This window comes from Bifidobacterium amazonense (assembly GCF_018555435.2).
Lineage (GTDB): Bacteria > Actinomycetota > Actinomycetes > Actinomycetales > Bifidobacteriaceae > Bifidobacterium > Bifidobacterium amazonense.
Genome location: NZ_JAFEJT020000025.1, coordinates 1 through 19,314, shown reverse-complemented (window position 1 = coordinate 19,314; position 19,314 = coordinate 1). Strand labels below are relative to the sequence as shown.

General features: G+C 66.0%; 11 protein-coding genes. 1 reads left to right on the top strand and 10 read right to left on the bottom strand.

Features of this window, described 5'->3' with window-relative positions; genetic code table 11:
• Nucleotides 1-15: 15 nt before the first annotated feature.
• From JS533_RS07140 to JS533_RS07105, 8 genes are all read right to left on the bottom strand, one after another.
• A complete protein-coding gene (locus JS533_RS07140) occupies nucleotides 16-2,145 on the bottom strand; it encodes a beta-galactosidase (protein WP_241513751.1) in 2,130 nt (709 codons plus the stop codon).
• A 30-nt stretch (nucleotides 2,146-2,175) separates the two neighbouring features.
• Nucleotides 2,176-3,735, bottom strand: a complete 1,560-nt coding sequence (locus JS533_RS07135) for a glycoside hydrolase family 43 protein (protein WP_241513750.1) — start codon at nucleotides 3,733-3,735, stop codon at nucleotides 2,176-2,178.
• A gap of 103 nt (nucleotides 3,736-3,838) precedes the next feature.
• Nucleotides 3,839-5,878, bottom strand: coding sequence for an alpha-xylosidase (gene yicI, locus JS533_RS07130; RefSeq protein WP_241513749.1), 2,040 nt, complete (start codon nucleotides 5,876-5,878; stop codon nucleotides 3,839-3,841).
• A 210-nt stretch (nucleotides 5,879-6,088) separates the two neighbouring features.
• Complete coding sequence (locus JS533_RS07125) at nucleotides 6,089-8,266, bottom strand: beta-glucosidase family protein (protein WP_241513748.1); 2,178 nt, start codon at nucleotides 8,264-8,266, stop codon at nucleotides 6,089-6,091.
• Between the two features lie 83 nt (nucleotides 8,267-8,349).
• Entirely contained in the window at nucleotides 8,350-9,825 is a 1,476-nt protein-coding gene (locus tag JS533_RS07120) for an alpha-L-fucosidase (protein WP_241513747.1), read from the bottom strand.
• 182 nt (nucleotides 9,826-10,007) lie between these two features.
• Entirely contained in the window at nucleotides 10,008-11,759 is a 1,752-nt protein-coding gene (locus JS533_RS07115; RefSeq protein ID WP_241513746.1) for a type 2 periplasmic-binding domain-containing protein, read from the bottom strand.
• 125 nt (nucleotides 11,760-11,884) lie between these two features.
• Nucleotides 11,885-12,817 carry a carbohydrate ABC transporter permease gene (locus tag JS533_RS07110; protein WP_241513745.1) on the bottom strand — a complete coding sequence of 311 codons (933 nt, stop codon included), beginning with the start codon at nucleotides 12,815-12,817 and terminating at the stop codon, nucleotides 11,885-11,887.
• 31 nt (nucleotides 12,818-12,848) lie between these two features.
• Nucleotides 12,849-13,874: an ABC transporter permease gene (locus tag JS533_RS07105; protein ID WP_241513744.1), complete on the bottom strand. Its 1,026-nt coding sequence runs from the start codon at nucleotides 13,872-13,874 to the stop codon at nucleotides 12,849-12,851.
• Between the two features lie 226 nt (nucleotides 13,875-14,100).
• Here JS533_RS07105 and JS533_RS07100 point away from each other — a divergent pair, with 226 nt between their 5' ends.
• Nucleotides 14,101-14,766, top strand: a complete 666-nt coding sequence (locus JS533_RS07100) for a YesL family protein (protein ID WP_241513743.1) — start codon at nucleotides 14,101-14,103, stop codon at nucleotides 14,764-14,766.
• 269 nt (nucleotides 14,767-15,035) lie between these two features.
• Here JS533_RS07100 and JS533_RS07095 read toward each other — a convergent pair whose 3' ends face one another.
• Nucleotides 15,036-16,349, bottom strand: coding sequence for a serine hydrolase domain-containing protein (locus JS533_RS07095; RefSeq protein ID WP_241513742.1), 1,314 nt, complete (start codon nucleotides 16,347-16,349; stop codon nucleotides 15,036-15,038).
• A gap of 30 nt (nucleotides 16,350-16,379) precedes the next feature.
• A partial coding sequence (locus JS533_RS07090) for a beta-glucosidase (protein WP_241513741.1) occupies nucleotides 16,380-19,314 on the bottom strand: 2,935 nt, incomplete at its 5' end.

Here is a 19,314-nt window from a genome sequence, read left to right as displayed (position 1 = left end):
GTACGACCGCATGGGTCAGCGTTCGCCGGCTCCTGCCGTCTCGGCCACCACGACCTGATACGGCGCGAGCGCGAGCTTCTCGCCGAGCGGCGCGGCGGCTCCGTCACCATCGGCCAGCAGGTCGCCCGCCCCGGCCAGATCGTTCGGCAGGTCCACGGTCTGCTCGCGATCGGTCAGGTTGATCACGAACGTGATCGTGCGTCCGTCGTCCGCGTACCGGCGCGCGATCTCGACGCCGTCGGGGGTCGTGATCGGCGCGAGTCCGGCCGCGACGGCGATCGGTTCGACGAGCGCGTCCATGCCGGCCTCGTCGAGCGGCGTGCCGACGTAGTACGTCTCGCCGTCGCCGACCGTGTTCACGGTGACGGCCGGCGTGCCGGCGTAGAAGTCGTCGCCGCCGTACACGGCGAGCGCGTGCGCGCCTTCGAGATGCATGATCGACGCGACGATCTCACCTGCGGCCTCGTGCGAGCCGGCGCGTCGTTCCGCGCAGCCGGCGCAGCGGTCGGCGCGGCCCGCACAGTCGGCGCCGCCGCAGAAGACGACCGGGATCGTCTCGCCGGGCGCGATCGCGTCGATCTCCTCGGCCCACACGCCGGCGAGCGCGCGGAACGGCCCCGGGTAGCCGCCGGGGATCACGAGGTCGTGCTCGTCGTGGATGCCGCTCATGTAGCCGGTGACGAACCGTCCGCCGCCGCGAACGTACGCATCAATCGCCTCGGCCACGCCCGGCTTGACCATGATGAGCGCGGGCGCGACGACGACCGCGTACTTGGCGAGCTCGTCGGCCGGCGTGGTGCTGGGGATGATGTCGACCGCGATGTTGCGCTTGTTGAACGCGCGGTAGAAGCGGTGCACCTCCTCCGGATACGAGAACCCGGTGGTCGGGCCCACGCAGCCTTCCAGCGACCAGTAGCTCTCCCAGTCGAACATGACCGCGACGCGGGGGCGCACCAGCGAGCCCATGACCGACGGGCCGACCTTGGCGAGCGCCTCGCCGAGATTGGAGGTCTCGCGGAACACGCGCGACTCCTCGGTGCCGTCGTGCGCGATCACCGCGCCGTGGAAGCGTTCGCATCCGCCGAGCGACTGGCGCATCTGGAAGAACTGCACGGTGTCGGCGCCGTGCGCGACGGCCTGCCAGCTCAGGGCGGCCACCTCGCCGGGGCGCTTGACCTTGCAGTACGGGAACCAGTTCTGCTGGTTCGGGGTCTGCTCCATGAGCATGAACGGCTTGCCGCCGCCCACGCCGCGCATCAGGTCGTGGTTCATGGCCACGCGGCTGGACGGCATGCCCATGCCCGGGTAGTTGTCCCAGCTGACCATGTCCATTTCGCGTCCCCATGCGAAGTAGTCGAGGTCCTTGAACGTGGCCATCAGGTTCGTGGTGATCGGCGTCGCCTTGTCGAACGCGCGCACCGCGTCGCGTTCGTTCGTGAAGCAGGCGAGCTGCGCCTCGTTCTGGAAGCGGCGGTAGTCGACGAGCAGTCCGGAGACCACGCATTTTTCGGTGCCGATGCCGTCGCCGTAGTCGACCGGCGGCACCACGTCGGCCCAGTCGGTGATCGTGTGGCTCCAGAAGTTCGCGCACCACGCCCGGTTGAGCGCCTCGAGCGTGCCGTACTTGGCCTTGAGCCATTCGCGGAACGCGGCCGCGCAGTGCCCGCAGTAGCACATGCCGCCGCCTCCGCCGTACTCGTTGCCGATATGCCAGGCGACCAGTCCGGGGGTGCCGGCGTAGCGTTCGGCGAGTTTGCCGGCGAGTCTGCCGGACATGCCGCGGAAGTAGTCGGAGGTCGGGCAGAAGTTGTGCCGGCCGCCGAAGACGTGGCGTCTGCCGTTGACTTCGGTGCGGATCATCTCGGGATGCTCGCGCACCATCCACGCGGGCAGCGCGGCGGTGCCGGTGGCGAGCACGATATTGAACCCGTGCTTGACGAGCAGGCCGACGATCGTGTCGAGCCGGCTGAAATCGTACGTGGTCTCGTCCGGCTGCAGCAGCGTCCACGAGAACACGTTGATCGTGGCCTCGTTGATGTGCGCGTGGGAGAGCATCTCGATATCGTGCTCCCACGTCTCCTCGGGCCACTGTTCGGGGTTCCAGTCGCCGCCGAACAGGAAGTGGTCGAACATCGGTTGCGTCATTGGTCTCGTTCCTTTCTCACACCGTCTCGTTCACACCGTGTAGCGCACGTCGGTGAAGGTGATCTCGCCGCGGCCGTGCGCGTACACGCCGAGCAGGATGCCGGTGAAGCCGCCGGCGTTGACGAAGCTGAGCACCTTGCCGGGGATGCGGCCGAGCGGCTGCTCCTCGCCGGTGAACGTGTTGCGCACGGCGAACGCGTAGCCGTAGTCGTCGCCGCGCACGACGAGCCGCAACGTCGCGTCCGCGGACTCGTTGACCGCGCCGACGACCGAGACGAGTCCCGCGTTGTGCGCGACCGCCTCGACGCGCAGCAGGCCGTCGTCGTCGGCCGCGTGCACGCCGAGCGTCAGATAGTGGTTCGCGTTCGCGTACACGGCCACGCCGGTCTCGCCGTGCGTCAGCTCGCGCGCGTCGGCGATCGTCGCGCCGAACTCGCAGCGGAAGTCGGTCTGCCGGGTGCCGACCATCGTCGGACCGTCCGTCAGATCGAACGACTGGTCGGCCGCGTGCACGTCGATCGTCACGCCGTTCGAATCGCACAGCAGTCCGTCCGCGCGCGGCACGCACGTGGCCGCGGCGTGCTTGTCGCCGCCGGAGACGGTGAACCGGCCGGCCTTGTCGATCGCCGGCGTGATCCACTCCACGTCGCGTTCCAGCGACTCGCCGCAGCCGTCCAGCGCGCAGTCGTACGACTGGTCGGCGAGGCACGGCCAGCCGTCCTGCCAGGTGAACCACACGGCGTACGGCTCGCGGCCGATCCAGCCCTGCGCCGGGTATTCGTCGTTGTTGCGCGTGCCATGGAAGACCATGAGCGTGCTGTCGGCGTCGAAGTGCGCGCAGTCGCAGTGGCCGATGGCCTGCAGGGTCAGATGCGTGGAGCGGTTGGTGATCAGCGGGTTGCCGGGGTACATCTCGTACGGTCCGGTCGGGCTGGAAGAGCGCGCGATGTTCTCCATGTGGCCGGATTCGGTGCCGCCCTCGGCCCACATCAGGTAATACGTGCCGCCGCGCTTGTACATGTGCGGACCCTCCGGGTTCGATCCGGTGATGCCGCCGCAGATGCGCTGGCGTTTGGTGAGCACGGTGCCGGTCTCCACGTCGATCTTCGACAGGTAGATGCCGGCGGGCTCGCGCTCGCCGTTCTCGTCCGGCTCGCCGCCCTCGTTGCCGCAGATGTACGCGGTGCCGTCGTCGTCGAAGAACAGGCTCGGGTCGATGCCGGGCCATCCTTCGACCCAGATCGGATCGGACCAGCCGGCGTGCGGGTCGGCCGTGGTGAGGATCATGTTGCCCTTGTTCACGTTGGTGACGATCAGGTAGTACGTGCCGTCGTGCCAGCGCAGCGTGGGCGCGTAGATGCCCTGGCTGTTGCCCATCGTCTCGTAGGGGAACTGGGCCTCGCGGTTCATCGCGTCGCCGATCTTGCGCCAGTGCTCGCCGTCCTCGGATTCGAACACGGGCATGCCGGGGAAGAACTCGAACGAGCTGTTGACCATGTAGTAGCCGCCGTCGGGCTTCTCGCAGATGGTCGGGTCGGGGTGGAATCCGGAGGCGATGCGCCGTGCCGGCTGGCAGTTGAACAGTGTCATGGGGAAACGTCCTTGTTGCGCGGGAGTACGAAGGCGGCGCGAATCGAACGGGACGATTCGCGCCGCGGGGTCATGTCGACGGTGCCTTATCGGGCGGGGACCGTCAGGCGTTGAGCGGGTCGGAGCCCGGGCGCACGAGCACCGGCAGGGTGTGGTAGTCGTACTGCTCGGTGTACCAGCGGCCCGGCTCGTAGGTCTTGCCGGTCAGCAGGTTGGCCCACGCCTCGCCGGCATGGTCGCCGCCCGCGTCCGGCACGTAGAAGCGCGCCGTGCCGTCCTCGGAGAACACCGGGGCGACCAGCAGGTCGTCGCCCAGCATGTACTGGGTGTCGATGTCCTCGCAGGCCGGGTCGGTCGGGAACTCGAGCACCATCGCGCGCATCATCGGCACGCCGGTCTCGTGGGTCTCCTTGGCCATGGCCTCGAGGTACGGCTTGAGCTTGAGCTTGAGCTCGGTGAACTCGCGCGACACCTCGACCGCCTCGTCGCCGTACAGCCACGGCACCTTGTACTCGGTGGAGCCGTGGTAGCGCGAGTGCGAGGAGAGCAGGCCGAACTGGGTCCAGCGCTTGAACAGGTCCGGGGTCGGCTTGTCCTCGAATCCGGCGATGTCGTGGCTCCAGTAGCCGAAGCCGGACATGCCGAAGCTCAGGCCGGCGCGCAGCGACTCCGCCATCGACGGGTAGTTGGACGAGCAGTCGCCGCCCCAGTGGACCGGGAACTGCTGGCCGCCGACGGTCGCGGAACGGGCGAACAGGATCGCCTGGTCGGCGCCCTTGGTCTCGACGAGCACGTCGTAGACGGCCTTGTTGTACAGGTAGGTGTAGTAGTTGTGCATCAGCTCCGGATCGGAACCGTCGTAGTACTTCACGCCTTCGGTCGGGATGCGCTCGCCGAAGTCGGTCTTGAAGCAGTCGACGCCCTGCGCGACGAGGTGCTTGAGCTTGTCCTGGTACCACTTGGTGGCCTCGGGGTTGGTGAAGTCGACGATCGCCATGCCGGCCTGCCACTTGTCCCACTGCCAGACGGAGCCGTCGGTGTTCTTGATGAAGTAGCCCTTCCTGGCGCCCTCCTCGAACAGCGGGGACTTCTGGCCGATGTAGCTGTTGATCCACACGCAGACCTTCAGGCCGCGGTCATGCAGCTTCTTGAGCAGGCCTTCCGGATCGGGGAACTTGGTCTCGTCCCACTCGAAGTTGCACCACTCGAGCTCCTTCATCCAGCGGCAGTCGAAGTGGAAGACGGACAGCGGGATGTTGCGCTCGGCCATGCCGTCGACGAACTCCATCACGGTCTTCTCGTCGTAGTCGGTGGTGAACGAGGTGGACAGCCACAGGCCGTAGCTCCAGTCCGGAACCAGCGGCGGCTTGCCGGTCAGGTCGGTGTAGGTGTTGAGGATGCCCTTGAGGTCCTTGCCGCCGATGACCGAGTAGCTCATCTCCTCGCCCGGCACGGAGAACTGCACGCGCGAGACCTTCTCGGAGCCGACCTCGAAGCTGACCTTGCCCGGGTTGTCGACGTACAGGCCGTAGCCCTTGTTGGACAGGTAGAACGGGATGTTCTTGTACGCCTGCTCGGTGCCGGTGCCGCCGTCCTCGTTCCAGATGTCGACGGTCTGGCCGTTCTTGACGAAGTTGGTGAAGCGCTCGCCGAGGCCGTAGATCTTCTCGCTCACGCCGAGGTCGAGCTGCTCGGAGACGTGCAGACGGCCTTCCGGATCGGTGACGAGGCCCTTGGCGCGCCAGCCGGAGTGGGCGATGGTCTTGCCGTCGTAGATGTACTTGAAGTCGATGGACTCGCCCTTGGCGATCTCCAGCGTGAGCTTGCCGGAGGTGAAGGACCACTTGTCGTCCGTCTCGGCGATGACGACGTCCGGATCGGACTCGTTGAGCGCGAACTTCGGGCAGTTGCTGCGGTCCTTCCTGAAGTTGATCAGGCGCGTGGTGATGATGTCCTCGCGCGGGGAGGTGACCTCGATGGTGAGGATGCCGCCGTCGAGCGTCTGGCCCGGGTGGTGGATCGGCACGCCGAACGGGCAGAACAGGGTGAGCTTCTTCGGCTCGACGTTCGCGGTGTACACGTTGGCCGCGTACTTGACGTCGAAGCCGTCCTTGACGAGCCAGCCGCCGTTGAGGAACTTCATTGTTGCTTCTCCTTCGTTGCGAGTTTCGCCGCCGCCCCCGGCATCGGGAACCCCGGCTGTGTGCTTGGTATCTATCTTATTTATAAGTCTATAAATAACAAGTTCCGACACGCCGCAACCCCGGATATAGCGTGGCGGTTTTCTCTCGCCGAGCCATGGCTCGGCGAGAGAAAACCGCCACGCACCACTACAACGCCGGCGACGCCGCGATCAGCCGAGATGGCCGGTCAGGCGGATGTCGCGCACGGACTCGCCCACATACACGGCAGCCTCGGGGGCCACGGCGAACGCGCCCGGACCGTACGCGCCGGAGCCCTCGGCCCCGTTCGACCAGTAGCGCAGCGCCTCGGCGGCCGGCAGCGCGATCTCGACCTGACGGCTCTCCCCCGGCTCCAGCGCCACCTTCTCGTATCCGCGCAGCTCCTTGACCGGACGGTCCTCGCCGGTGCCCTCGAGCCCGAAGTACACCTGCGGCACGGCCTTGCCGGCGCGCGCGCCCGTGTTCGTCACGGTGAACGCGACGCGCACCTCGTCGTCCACGCGGCGCACGTCCAGATCGGCGTACGCGAACGTCGTATAGGTCAGGCCGTGGCCGAAGCAGAAACGCACCGGAACGTCGCGAGTCTCGAAATAGCGGTAGCCGACGTAGATGTCCTCGTCGTAGCGCACATGCAGGCCCGGCCCGAACGTGCCGACCGAATGCGCCGGCGAATCGGCGAGCGCGATCGGGAACGTCTCCGGCAGGTGGCCGCTCGGATCGACGCGGCCGAGCAGCGTCTCGGCGAGCGCCGTGCCGGATTCGCAGCCGTTGTACCAGTTCCACACGATCGCGCGGGCGCGGTCGGCCCACGGCATCGCGATCGGCGAGCCGGCGACGAACACGAGCACCGTGTCGGGCGCCGCGTCGAGCAGCGCGTCGATCAGCTCGTCCTGACCGTACGGCAGCGCCAGATCCTCGCGGTCGCGGCCTTCGAGGTCATGCTCGTGGTCGAGTCCGCCGACGTAGATCACCGGGTCGCCGGACGCCGCGTACTCGCGGGCCAGCGTCACGGCCTCGTCGCGCAGGCGGGCGGCGCGCTCCTCGTCGGATTCGTTGCTGCCGACCGAGTTCTCGAGGCTCTCCTCCTGCCAGGACGCGTCCTGCACGACCTGCTTGGCGTAGTAGCCGGGCGCGTATTCGATCTCGACGTTGCCGCCGAGCTGGCCGTTGAGGCCGAGCAGCGGCGTGACCTCGTGCAGCGCCTTGATGACCGCGCTGCCGCCGCCGTTGGAGTGGATGCGGTCGGCGTTCGCGCCGACGACCAGCACGCGGCGCAGCGAGCCCTCGTCGAGCGGCAGCACCGTGCGGCCGGCGGCGTCGGCATCGTTCTTGAGCAGCACGATCGACTCGCGCGCCACGTCGAGCACCTTGGCGGCGTGCGCGAGCGTCGCGTACGAGCCGGCCTTGCGGGCGGACTTCGCGCCATCGGCGTCCGGCAGCATGTGCAGCGCGTCCATCACGGCGAGCACGCGCAGCACCTTCCTGTCCACGTCCTCCTCGCTCACCTCGCCGGCGGCGATCGCGCGGCGCAGCGGGTTCGCGAAATAGTACTCGTCGAAGTTCGGCGTGACCGACATCTCCACGTCCAGGCCTACGCGGGCGCTTTCGACCGTGCGCTTGACCGCGCTCCAGTCGGAGACGACGAACCCGTCGAAGCCCCACTCGTCGCGCAGGATCCGGTCAAGCAGTTCCGCGGATTCGCAGCACTGCGTGCCGTTGACCAGGTTGTACGCGCCCATGAGCGACAGCACGCCGCCCTTCTTGACGGCCTTCTCGAACGCGGGCAGGTAGATCTCGCGCAGGGCGCGCTCGCTGATCGTCTCGTCGACCTCGAGACGGTCGGTCTCCTGGCTGTTGGCCGCGTAGTGCTTGGCGCAGGCGGCCACGTCGGACTCCTGCACGCCGCGGATGTACTGTTCGCCCTGTTCGCCGGCGAGGTACGGGTCCTCACTCATGTATTCGAAGTTGCGGCCGCACAGCGGGCTGCGCTTGATGTTGAGCGAGGGGCCGAGGATCACGTCCTTGCCGCGGCCTCGCGCCTCCTCGCCGAGCACTTCGCCGACGGTGCGGGCCAGTTCGCGGCTCCACGTCGAGGCGACGGCGGATCCGGACGGCAGGTAGGTGACGCGGTCGCGCGTGTTCCACAGCGGCGCCCAGTTGGCGTTGTCCAGTTCCTCGCGCGGGCCCATCGGGCCGTCGTCCATGTGGAACTCGGGGACGCCGACGCGCGGCGCGCCGCCGGACTTGAACAGGCCGGCCGCGTGGACGATGTCGACCTTCTCGTCGAGCGTGAGCTTGGCGAGCAGCTCGCGGGCCTTGGCTTTGTTGGTTGCGGTGATGGTGGTCATTGGTTGCTCTCTTCTGTACGGTGTGCTGCGGTATGCTGCGATGTGCGGCGGTATGCCGCGGCGTGCGGCGGGACGTTGCGCGGCTACTCGATGGTGATCCTGAATCCGACCGGCACGTTCGGCGCGACGCCGTCGCGTTCGGCCGGTTCGATGACGAGGCCGTCGTTGGTGCGTTCATAGCGCACGGGGCCCGCGCCGAGCTGTTCGACGCCGGCGATGATGCCGTGGAACGGCGCGCGGATGCCGTCGTGGTACGCGGCGAACGTAGTGCTGACGAGCGTGCGCTGGCCGTCCGGGTTGAGACAGAACGCGTACACGTCGCCGTTCTTCGCGGTGAATCGCCAGTCGGCGGCCGTGTATTCGAGCGCGTTCTGATCGGCGAACGAGCCTTCCGCGGCGTGCGTCGTGCCTTCCTCGGCGAACCGCCACGGTCGCGTGCCGTAGATGCCCTCGCCGTTCGCGTCCATCCACGCGCCGATCGACTCGAGCAGTTCGCGGTCGTGCGCGGCGATCGAACCGTCGGCTCGCGGGCCGACGTTGAGCAGCAGGTTGCCGTTCTTGCTGACCGTGTCGACGAGCGTCGCGACGAGTTCGGCGAGGCTCTTGTAGTCGAGCGAGTTCGTGTAGCACCACGAGTTGCGCGCGATGGCCGTGTCGGTCTGCCACACGTACGGCGTCGCGGTGGACAGGCCGCCGCGTTCGACGTCGAACAGGCCTGCGCCCCACGCCATGCCGTCGTCCTTGTAGCAGATGATGACCGGCACGCCCCATTCGACGCCGCGGTTGTAGTAGAACGCGGCGAGCTTCTTCACATACGGCTTGAACGCGTTGTGCTGGATCCACCAGTCGAAGTACAGCATCTCCGGACGGTAGTTGTCGATCAGCTCGCACACGCGCAGCAGCCAGTCGTCGAGGTACTCCTCGGTGGGCTTGGGCACGGAGAACAGGTCCTGGTTGTCGGGTTCGGGCGTGGCCGGCCAGTAGAAGCCGCCCTTGGCGTCCGCCTCGGGACCGCGCACGTCGGAGTCGAAGTCGCGGCCGTGGCCCATGAACCACCAGTGCTCGGCGCGGTGGTTGCTGGTCGCGAAGTGCAGGCCGTGGCGCAGGGTCGCCTCGCGCAGTTCGCCGATGATGTCGCGGTGCGGGCCGGTTTCGACGGTGTTCCAGTGCGAGATCTCGCTCCTGTACATCTGGTAGCCGTCGTGGTGTTCGGAGACGGGGAAATAGTAGCGGGCTCCGGCCTTGGCAAACAGGTCGAGCCATTCGTCCGCGTCGAACCTCTCGGCGGTGAACATCGGGATGAAGTCCTTGTAGCCGAACTCGTTCTGCGGGCCGAACGCCTCGCGGTGATGGTCGAATTCGGGGTAGCCCTGGATGTACATGTTGCGCGAATACCATTCGTTGCGGTATTCGGGCACGGTGTACAGGCCCCAGTGGGTGAAGATGCCGAATTTCGCGTCGGGGAACCAGCCGGGCACCCGCACCTGGGAGAGCGACTCCCAGTCTGCGGAGTACGGGCCGTTGTCGATCACGGCGTCGATGGTGGCGAGGTCGATCATCGTTGATGTCCTTTTTGGGTTGGGTGTTGGGTGCGGGCGTTGCGTGCGGGGATGTGCGGGCGCGGACGCGGCGTGAAGCCGCGGTATGGAAAAGGGGACGTCGTGCGGTCTTGCGAACGCCGACGCCCCCTTGGTTCAGTTATCGATGATCAGCGGCGGGCAACGGCCTGCTGGCTGGATCGTCACTCAGCGGAGGTCTCGCGATCCGCGTATTCCTTGGTGACCTTCTCGCGAGCGGCCTGCTGGTCCTTGGCGTTCTTCATGTCCACTTCGAGGACCTGATCGATGCCGAGGCCGTTGACCGTATCCTGCATGCTCTTGAAGATCTTCTTGAATTCGCTGTCGTTCTTGGCGAACACGGCCTTCCAGGAGGAGTTGACGATCTCGGTCTTGATGGAGCCGCGCAGCGTGGTGATCTGGGAGTCCTCATCGGGCTGGATGTAGCTGGAGCCCGGGGCGACGAGCAGCTTGTTGTTGGCCTTCAGGTACTCCATGGAGGTCTTCGCGCCGCCCATGTGGGAGGACCAGTCCTGCTCGAGGGCGGAGTTGTTGAACTCGCTGATCACGGAGCTCCACATGTCGGAGCTGTACGGCTCGCCGGTGTTCTCGTCGATGTCGGTGCCCAGCTCGGTAACGAAGTTGAGCGCGGAGACGCCGTCCTTGTAGGAGCCGCCGCCGTACTCCTCCGGCACGGTGGTGCTGGTGTCGTTGCGCAGCTTCTTGCCCAGGTCGGTCAGGACCGGCTTGCCGTCCTTGATCTCGTAGTTCATGCCTTCGACGCTGCCCTGCATGGCGTAGGTGCCTTCAGAGGAGTACAGCCAGTCGATGAACTTGACGAGGCGCTGCTTGTTCTGGGCCTTGGAACCGAGGGCGATGATGGTGGAGCCGCCGTTCGGGGTGGCGCCGTAGGAGAAGATCTGCATGTCCTGAAGCGGGGCGATCATGAAGCCCTTGCCGGCGGCCTTGTTGTCGGTGGTGTTGTACGCCTGCGGGCCGAGGTAGCTCCAGAAGGAGAACAGCACCTTGCCGTTCTGGTACTTGGAGAACATGGTGTCGTAGTTCTGGGTGGAGGATTCCGGATCGACCAGGCCCATCTGATCGGCCTTGTTGAAGAACTCGAGGGCCTTCTCGTACTGGCCGTTGTCGTCGGTGATGGACTGGAAGTCGGAGCCGTCGGCCTTGGCGAGCACGAAGCCGAGCTCGTCATAGCCGTAGTAGGTGGTCGGCTGCTTGGCGTTGTTCATCATGTTGCCGTCCCAGTCCTTGAACAGGGACAGGGCGTAGATGTCCTTGGTGCCGGAGTCGGCGCGGGCCTTGTCCTGCATCTTCTTGAGCACCTGCAGGAAGTCGTCCATGTCCTTGATCTCCGGGTAGCCGATCTCCTTGTAGAGATCCCAGCGGATGTACGGGCCGAAGGTCGGCTCGTTGCCCTCGGACGGCTCGGTCGGGGACTTGGAGGAGACGGAGTTCGGCAGGGCCCACACGCCGCTCTTCTGGCCGGCGAGCTCGTTGAGCGAGTCGGAGGCGCCGGAGTACTTCTTGATGTTGTCCATGCCGTCGAGGTACGGGGTCATGTCGTCGATGAGCTTGGCCTTGATCAGCTTGGACAGACGGCCCGAGCCGGCGCCGGTGATGACGATGTCGCCCAGGTCGCCGGAAGCGGCGCGCGTGTCGAAGACGGTGGAGCCGCCGGCGACGTTCGGGGCGATGATGTTCAGCTTGATGTTGAACTTGTCCTTGACGAGCTTGGCGAACCAGCCCTTCTGGATGCCCTGGTAGTTGGCCAGATCGTCGTAGACGTCGACGGTCATCAGCGAGCCGTCGTCCGCGGTGGACGCGGTCTTGTCCTCACCGCCGCAGGCGGCCAGCGACACCATCATCGCCAGCGAAAGACCGGCGGCCACGACCGCGCTGAACTTCTTCTTGATTCCCATGGGGATCCTCCTTGTGCTTTCCTGTTGGGAAAAATTCTGAAAATCTGTGTGTTCTGTGTCGTGCACAGGGTGCGTGCGGGGGCTCCCCCGCGTTGGGGAGCCCGGGGCACTCTATGAGTCTTTGATCAGCCCTTGACCGCGCCGAGCATCATGCCCTTGACGAAGAAGCGCTGGAAGAACGGGTAGACGAACATGATCGGCAGGACGACGATCACGGAGACCGTCATGCGGATCGAGGTCGGGGTCTGCGCCGTGGCGAGGGCCGCCACGTTCAGGCCGGTGCCCGCGCTCGCCTTGACGGCGGACGCCAGCGAGCTCGCCTGGTTGATGTACGTGTACAGCAGGTACTGCAGCGAGTACAGCTTGGAGTCGGTCATGTAGATCAGCGTGTCCTGGAAGGAGTTCCACTGGCCGACCGCGGAGAAGATGCCGACCGTCGCGAGGATCGGGGACATCATCGGCAGCACGATCTTCCAGAAGACCGTCAGCGTGCCGGCGCCGTCCATCTCGGCGGCCTCCTGCAGCGACTTCGGGATCGACTCGACGAAGGTCTTGACCAGGATGATGTTGAACGGCTGCACGATGGCCGGGAGCACGTAGACCCAGAAGTTGTTGGTCAGGTGCAGGTTCTTCATCGTGATGAACATCGGGATCAGGCCGGCGTTGAAGTACATGGTGATCACGATGAAGCGGTACCAGAACTTGCGGCCCCACATCTTCTCCTGCGTGAACATGAAGCCGAGGAAGGCGGAGGCGCCGACGGTGAGCACGGTGCCGATCACGGTACGGGCCACGGAGATGAACGCCGCGGTGCTCAGGCCCTCGAGTCCGAACACGGCCTTGTAGTTCTCCCAGTGGATGCCCCGGGGCAGCCAGTTGATGTCACCGGCCGAGGACATCGAGTTGTCGGAGATCGAGTTGATGATCAGGTAGTAGAACGGGTACACGCAGATGAACGCGAAGATCACGAAGAAGCAGATGTTGAAGACGTTGTAGGCTTCCTCGCCGCGCGTACGGCGCATCGCGGGGGCCACGCCCTGCTTGATTTTCTTTGCCATGATTGTTCTTCCTTAAATCCTCGAAACCGAATCAGACGATCGACACGCCGCGGGTGCGCTTGGACAGCCAGTTGACCAGGATCAGCAGGCCGACGCTGACGAGCGACTTGAGCATGGAGATGGCGGTTGCCAGCGACAGCGAGCTGTTGCCCATGCCGATGTTGTAGACGTAAAGGTCAAGGACCTGGATGTGCTGCATGTTGAACGCGTTCTGGAAGACGTAGTACTGGTCCATGCCGTTGTTCAGGAAGTTGGAGATCGAGAGCATGAGCAGGACGAAGTAGGTCGGCAGCAGCTGCGGGATGGTCACGTTCCAGATCTGCTGGAGACGGTTGGCGCCGTCCACCTGCGCGGCCTCGTACAGCTCCGGGTCGATGCCCGCGATGCCGGCGAGGTACATGATGGAGCCCCAGCCGAGGCCCTTCCAGATGCCCCACAGCAGCATCTTGAGCCAGGTGTGCGAGTCGGAGTCGAGGAACTTGATCGGCTCGGAGATCAGGTGCATGTTCTCGAGCAGGGAGTTGATCATGCCGGTGGAGGAGAACATCGCGAACGCCACGGCGTAGACCAGGACCCACGAGATGAAGTTCGGCAGCGTGGTGAGCGTCTGGATGAGGTTCTTGAACCACTTGGAACGGATTTCGTTCAGCGCGATGGCGAAGACCAGCGGGAAGAACGAGGTGAGGATGTTCAGGCCGGACATCGCGAAGGTGTTGATGAGCACCTGGCCGATGGTCTTGAGCTGCGCCGGGTTCTGCACCAGCATCTTGAACCACTGCAGTCCGACGAATTCGCTCTCGGACAGCGGGATCGGCGGCTGGTAGTCGAAGAACGCGTAGACCCAGCCGAACAGCGGGAAGTAGCTGAACAGCACGGACAGGATCAGGAACGGGACGACCAGCAGCCACAGCTTGAAGCCGTGCTTCTTGTTGGATTCCACCTGCTGCGCAGCCTTCTCCGCCTTGCGCTGCATGCGACGCTTGTTCTTCGCGTCAAGCGCTTCAGCGGACGGGGACGCGACCGCCGTCACGCTTCCGCTCTCCTCTTGCGATTGCATCGCTCCTCCTTAGATGTTGCTTCTCTGCACGGAGCCCGCGGCGTTTGCCCGACTTCCTCGCCGTAAGCATCGCCCTCAGAACTCTTATTTATTAACTTATAAATAAGATTATATGCAACTTTCAGTTCTTGTCAAATGAGTTATAAATAAGCCGTGTATACTTGGAATTCCAAGGGAAACACGGCGTTGTGCAACGCTAACGACACGCCCGACGCAGGAGGAAATCATGAAATTGTTCGACCCCGACAACAAGTTCTGGCAGTTCGTCGCCCTCTGCCTGCGCTACTGCGCGCTCAACCTGGTCTTTCTGGTCACCTGCATCCCGCTCGTCACCGTCGGGCCGGCCCGCGCCGCACTATATAGTACGGTCTTCGCCTACACCGACAACGAGGACATCCATCTCGTACGCGAGTATCTCAAGCGATTCAAGCGCGAGTTCCTGCCCGCGCTCGGCTCGTCCGTCATCTTCATCGTGCTGATCGCGATCGCGACCTTCTCCATCGTCTTCTGGAGCTCGCTCGACACCGACCTCGCGTACGTGACGCTGCCCGTGCTCATCATCGTCGGCGTGGTCACGCTGCTCACCTTCGAGTACTACTCGCCGCTGCAGGCACGCTACGCGAACACGTTCGGCGCCACGCTCTCCAACGCGTTCAAGATGCCGTGGGCCGTGTTCAAGTACACGCTCGGCCTGCTCGCCATCGACGTGATCGGCGCGGCCCTGTTCCTCTATACCGGCTGGTTCCGCATCGCCTTCGTGCTGCTCGGCTTCTCGTGGCTCGCCTACGCGAAGTCGCTGATCTTCCTGCGCGCGTTCGCGCAGGTCAGCGGCGACCCGGACAAGCCGCGCGAAGCCCCCGACTACACCATGCCCTCCGGCTCCATCCAGTAGCGCGGGCGGCGGCCCAGCCGTCCAGCGGCCCGGCCGTCCAGCGTCACATCCGCTACCAGTCGAAAACCAACGCGCGAGACCTTCTCAGCGTTGGTTCTCGGCGAGAACCCCCACATTACCCACCGAAAACCAACGCGCACGACCCTCTCCGCGTTGGCATTCGGCGAGAGCCCCATAGTACTCGCCGACTTCCAACGCCAAATGGGCGCCGAGCGTTGGCATTCGGCGAGAATCACGCCAGCCGACCAACGCACGCGGCGCGACGTCCCCTACTCGAGATGCGACGTGACGATGTTCTTGACGCGCCGCGTCATCGGCACGGTGCCGGCGTTCGTCAGCTGCATCATCACCAGGATCGTCGAACCGGTGCTCGGATCGTCCGTGAAGAACGTGCCCAGCCAGCCGTCCCAGCCGATCTCGCCGCGGTTGCACAGCATCATCGACTTGCCGGGCTCCTTCACCACGCGCATGAACGTGTTGTAGTCGCAACCCGGCAGCCAGTCCGCAAAGTCGCGGATATGCCGCTCGAACATCGCGCCCGACGTCATCGCGCGCACCGTCGCGGGACGCAGGATACGCACGCCGTCCAGCTCACCGCCGTTCACCAGCATCTGGCCGAACCGCGCGTAGTCGTCCAGCGTCGACTTGAGTCCCGCGCCGCCCGACTGGAACGCCGGATCGCGCGAACCGCGGTACTCGATGCCGAGATGGTCGGTGACCGCCTCGCACAGCGGGCGCCCCCGATGCGCCGGGTCGATCGGATTGTCCGGATTGTCGTACGATGCGGACAGCCGGTCCAGCTTGGACTCCGGCACATAGAACGCGGTGTCGGCCATGCCGAGCGGTTCGAATATCTCCTCGCGCAGGAAATCACCGAACCGCCTGCCGGTCGCCACCTCGACGATCGCGCCGATCACGTCCGCGCTCGTGCCGTACATCCAATGCGAGCCCGGCTGGAAGCGCAGCGGGATCTCGCCAAGCCGGTTCGCGAACTCGATCGTGCCCATCGGATCCGGGCCGTGCAGACGCGCGTCCAGTTCGTCGAACAGCCGGCCGGTCAGGCGGCCGACCTCGTGCGAGGCGTCCGGATACGACAGGCCGGACGTCATCGTGAGCAGATCCTTGACCGTCAACTCACGGTTCACAGGCACCGTGCGCTCGCCGTCGCCCGCGCGGCTGCCGGTCGTGCCGGCCATGTCGGTGGGGATGTCGTTCGTCAGCGTCTCGTCGTCGGCCGAGCCGTCGCCGGAAGCCGCGCCGGCGGCGTCGGCAGCGGCCGGTGCGATGACCCGCTGGTTCTTGAATCCGGGCAGGAAGTCGCTCACCGGCTCGCCGAGGTCGATCAGGCCGCGTTCGACGAGCATCATCGCGGCCGTGCCGGTGACCGGCTTCGACTGCGAGTACAGGCGGAAGATCGTGTCGCGCGCCATCGACCGGCCCTGCGCGACGTCGGCCATGCCGGCCTGTGCATACCAGCGCTCCTCGCCGTGCTGAGTGACGAGCATGGTCGCGCCGGCGACCTCGCCCGCGTCGACCGCGCGGTTCATCGCGTCCTGAATCAGCTGCTGCACCGTATTGTTCATTGCCGTTCCTTTCTTGAGCGATTTTGTCGGTTACCGGACCACGCGCACGCCCCGGACCGTGGCGCCGCGCGGTATATACAGCGTGATGGCGGTGGCGGTCAGCGGCAACGGCGCGTCATTCGCCGGCACAAGGTCGGATAAGTCGTCGTTGTTCGATTCGGGCCGTTGCGGCTGCTCCGGCCTTGCGTCGCTCGAGCCGTCACCGTTCGGTTCCGACCGTTCCAGTCGCACACGATCCGAGCCGATGCCGGCCGGGTCCAAACGCACGCAATCCAGGCCGTCGCCGGACAGTTCCAGCCGGGCGCCGCACGGGAACGGGGCGAAGCCGGCGAACGTGACGCGCGCGGGCCGATCGTCGTCGCGCGCGGTCGCGGCGCTCGCCTCGCTTGCGCGATGTCCGGGGAGCGGTTCGGCGGCGACCAACGTCACGTCGGCTGCGGAGTCCCAGTGATCGATCGGGATCCACCGGCCGAACGGTCGGGTCGAAGGCCGCTCGCCACGTACGTTCGCGGTGACGGACGCGCGAATGTCCCGGCTGGACGCGCCGGCCTCGACCGTATAGTCGCCGTCCGGCACGCGGAAGTCACCCTTGCGCACGTCGAAGACGCGCAGTTCCTCGCGCGGGATGGCGAACGTGACCGTACGCGACTCCCCCGGTTCGACCGCGCGTTCGCGACGGAACGCGACCAGCCGGCGGATCGGCATGGGGACCGGGCCGGCGGTCGGCGTCTGCCTCGTCTCGTCTTGCGGTTTCGTTTCGGCCGGCACGATGCCGGGCGTCGCGCATTCCGCGGCCGGACCGGACTCGTGCGGATGACGGATGTAGATCTGCACGACCTCGTCCGACGGCACGGTGCCGACGTTGGTGATGCGCACGCTGGCATGCAGGGCAACGTTGTCGCCGTGCACATCGTTGTCACCGCACGCGATGTCGTCGCCGCACGCGGCGTTGCCGCTATGCGTGTCGTCCGGCGATGCGACGCGCACGCGCAGATCGTCGTAGCGGAACGGAACGTACGTCAGTCCGTGGCCGAACGGGTAGAGCACGTCGCCGTCGTGCCATTGGTAGGTGCGCTTCGTGCCGATGATGTCGTAGTCGTTCTTGTCGGGCAGCACGACGCGTCCGCCGTACCACGTCTGCGGCAGACGGCCGGCCGGCGAGGCAAGGCCGAACAGCACGCGGGCGATCGCCTCGCCCATCGACTGGCCGCCGGACGCGGACTGCACGATGGCCGGCACATGCTCCTGCTCCCAGTCGATGTCGTACGGGTAGTTGCTGATCAGCACCATCGCCGTGCGTGGATTCGCCGCGACCAGCGTCTGCACGAGCGCTCGTTGCGCGGGCGGGAACGCGGTGGATGGCCGGTCGGCGTCCTCCTTGCCGTTGATGACCGAGCAACAGCCGACGGCGGCGATCACCGTGCCGGCCCGCCCGGCAAGCGCGGCCGCGCGTTCGAGACCGTGTTCGACGATTACGATTGCGAATGCAGGTTGGCCGGCGGGCTGCGCCGACGCGTCGCCGGATGGCATGACGCCGTCGGACAGGCCGGTTGCGGACGCGGCGGGGCCGGGCTCGACCGCCCCGTCGGAAGTTGACGGCGCAGAAGCCGCGGCGGGATCGGCGTTGTCTGACGGCCCCGTTGCGATGGCAACCGTTTGCGGGACGCCGATGCGCTGGGCGCTCAGGTCGGTTTCGGCGAGCGCGTGAATACGGCCGTTGTCAGTCACGGCCAGCGGCACGCCGCTCCATGTGGTCAGTCGGCCGTCATCGGACAGGCGGAACACTTCCTTGACGAACCAGCCGAACGGGATACGTTTGCCGGCGCGGATCACGCCGTCGTCCTCGGCGGTCAGGTACAGGCCGGTCGACTGCGCGCGCAGGGTTAGGGAACCGTCGCCCCAGTCCTGCAGACGGAAGCGTTCGGCCTGCTCGCGGTCATCGACGGCACGCAGCGTACCATCGTCGTCCAGTGCGGCGTAGCGGCCGGCGAATCGCAGCAGCACCACGTCAAGGCCGTCATCTGACAGGATACGGGGTTCGGCCGCGCGGCCGCCCAGCACCCGGCGCACACCGTCGAGCAACGTGGAGCGGAACGGGGGCTCGCCACCGTACCAGTCCTGGAACCACTGGTCGGCGAGCGGGCCGATCACCGCCACCTTATCCACGTGCGAATCGTGCACGTCGGCATCGCGTGCACCGTCGTCGCGCATCCCACGCAAGGTTTCACGTGAAACAATCGGCAGCAATCCGTCGTTCTTGAGCAGCACCACGGACTCTTCGGCGACACGCAGCGCGAGCGCGCGATGCTCCGGTGAGTCGAGATCGGCTTCGGCGACGTCGTCGAACGGATTGGACGGCACCGCATCGTACAGACCAAGCCGCAGCTTGGTCGTGATCGACCGACGCAGCGCACGGTCGACGTCGTGCTCGTCGATCAGTCCGCGCTCCCACGCCTCGACCGCGGCGGCATGCACCATGTCCATGTCGTCGGTCATGCAGTCGACGCCGGCCTTGAGCGAGCGTGCGACCGTCTCGGCGTGCGAGTCGGTGTCGTGGCGGGCGTCACGTACCAGCGACACCGCGCCGCCGTCGCTGACAACGTGCCCATACAGCCCGAACTCGCCGTGCAGCAGGTCCTCGACGCGCGGATCATGCATTTCGACCGTGCCGTTGACCGCGTTGTACGAGGTCATCACCGACGTCGCGCCAGCCCTCTCGATGCAGCGACGGAACGGCTCGTAGTAGTACTCGCGCCGGTTGCGCGCGTCGACGGTGGACGAGGTGACGCAACGGCCGTCCTCCACGTTGTTGGCGAAGAAGTGCTTGAGCGCGGCGGATATGCGCAGATGGTCGCGGGTCTCCCCCGGCCCGCCGCCCTGCATGCCGCGAACGTATGCGCCGGCCATCTCGCCGGTGAGCACCGGATCCTCGCCGTAACCCTCCTCGTTGCGGCCCCAGCGCGGG

What these genes read in the sequence shown, in the direction of transcription:
- yicI (WP_241513749.1), bottom strand. Translation starts at nt 5,878, where the DNA reads ATGAAGTTCCTCAACGGCGGCTGGCTCGTCAAGGACGGCTTCGACGTC.
- JS533_RS07140 (WP_241513751.1), bottom strand. Translation starts at nt 2,145, where the DNA reads ATGACGCAACCGATGTTCGACCACTTCCTGTTCGGCGGCGACTGGAAC.
- JS533_RS07105 (WP_241513744.1), bottom strand. Translation starts at nt 13,874, where the DNA reads ATGCAATCGCAAGAGGAGAGCGGAAGCGTGACGGCGGTCGCGTCCCCG.
- JS533_RS07120 (WP_241513747.1), bottom strand. Translation starts at nt 9,825, where the DNA reads ATGATCGACCTCGCCACCATCGACGCCGTGATCGACAACGGCCCGTAC.
- JS533_RS07125 (WP_241513748.1), bottom strand. Translation starts at nt 8,266, where the DNA reads ATGACCACCATCACCGCAACCAACAAAGCCAAGGCCCGCGAGCTGCTC.
- JS533_RS07115 (WP_241513746.1), bottom strand. Translation starts at nt 11,759, where the DNA reads ATGGGAATCAAGAAGAAGTTCAGCGCGGTCGTGGCCGCCGGTCTTTCG.
- JS533_RS07135 (WP_241513750.1), bottom strand. Translation starts at nt 3,735, where the DNA reads ATGACACTGTTCAACTGCCAGCCGGCACGGCGCATCGCCTCCGGATTC.
- JS533_RS07095 (WP_241513742.1), bottom strand. Translation starts at nt 16,349, where the DNA reads ATGAACAATACGGTGCAGCAGCTGATTCAGGACGCGATGAACCGCGCG.
- JS533_RS07100 (WP_241513743.1), top strand. Translation starts at nt 14,101, where the DNA reads ATGAAATTGTTCGACCCCGACAACAAGTTCTGGCAGTTCGTCGCCCTC.
- JS533_RS07110 (WP_241513745.1), bottom strand. Translation starts at nt 12,817, where the DNA reads ATGGCAAAGAAAATCAAGCAGGGCGTGGCCCCCGCGATGCGCCGTACG.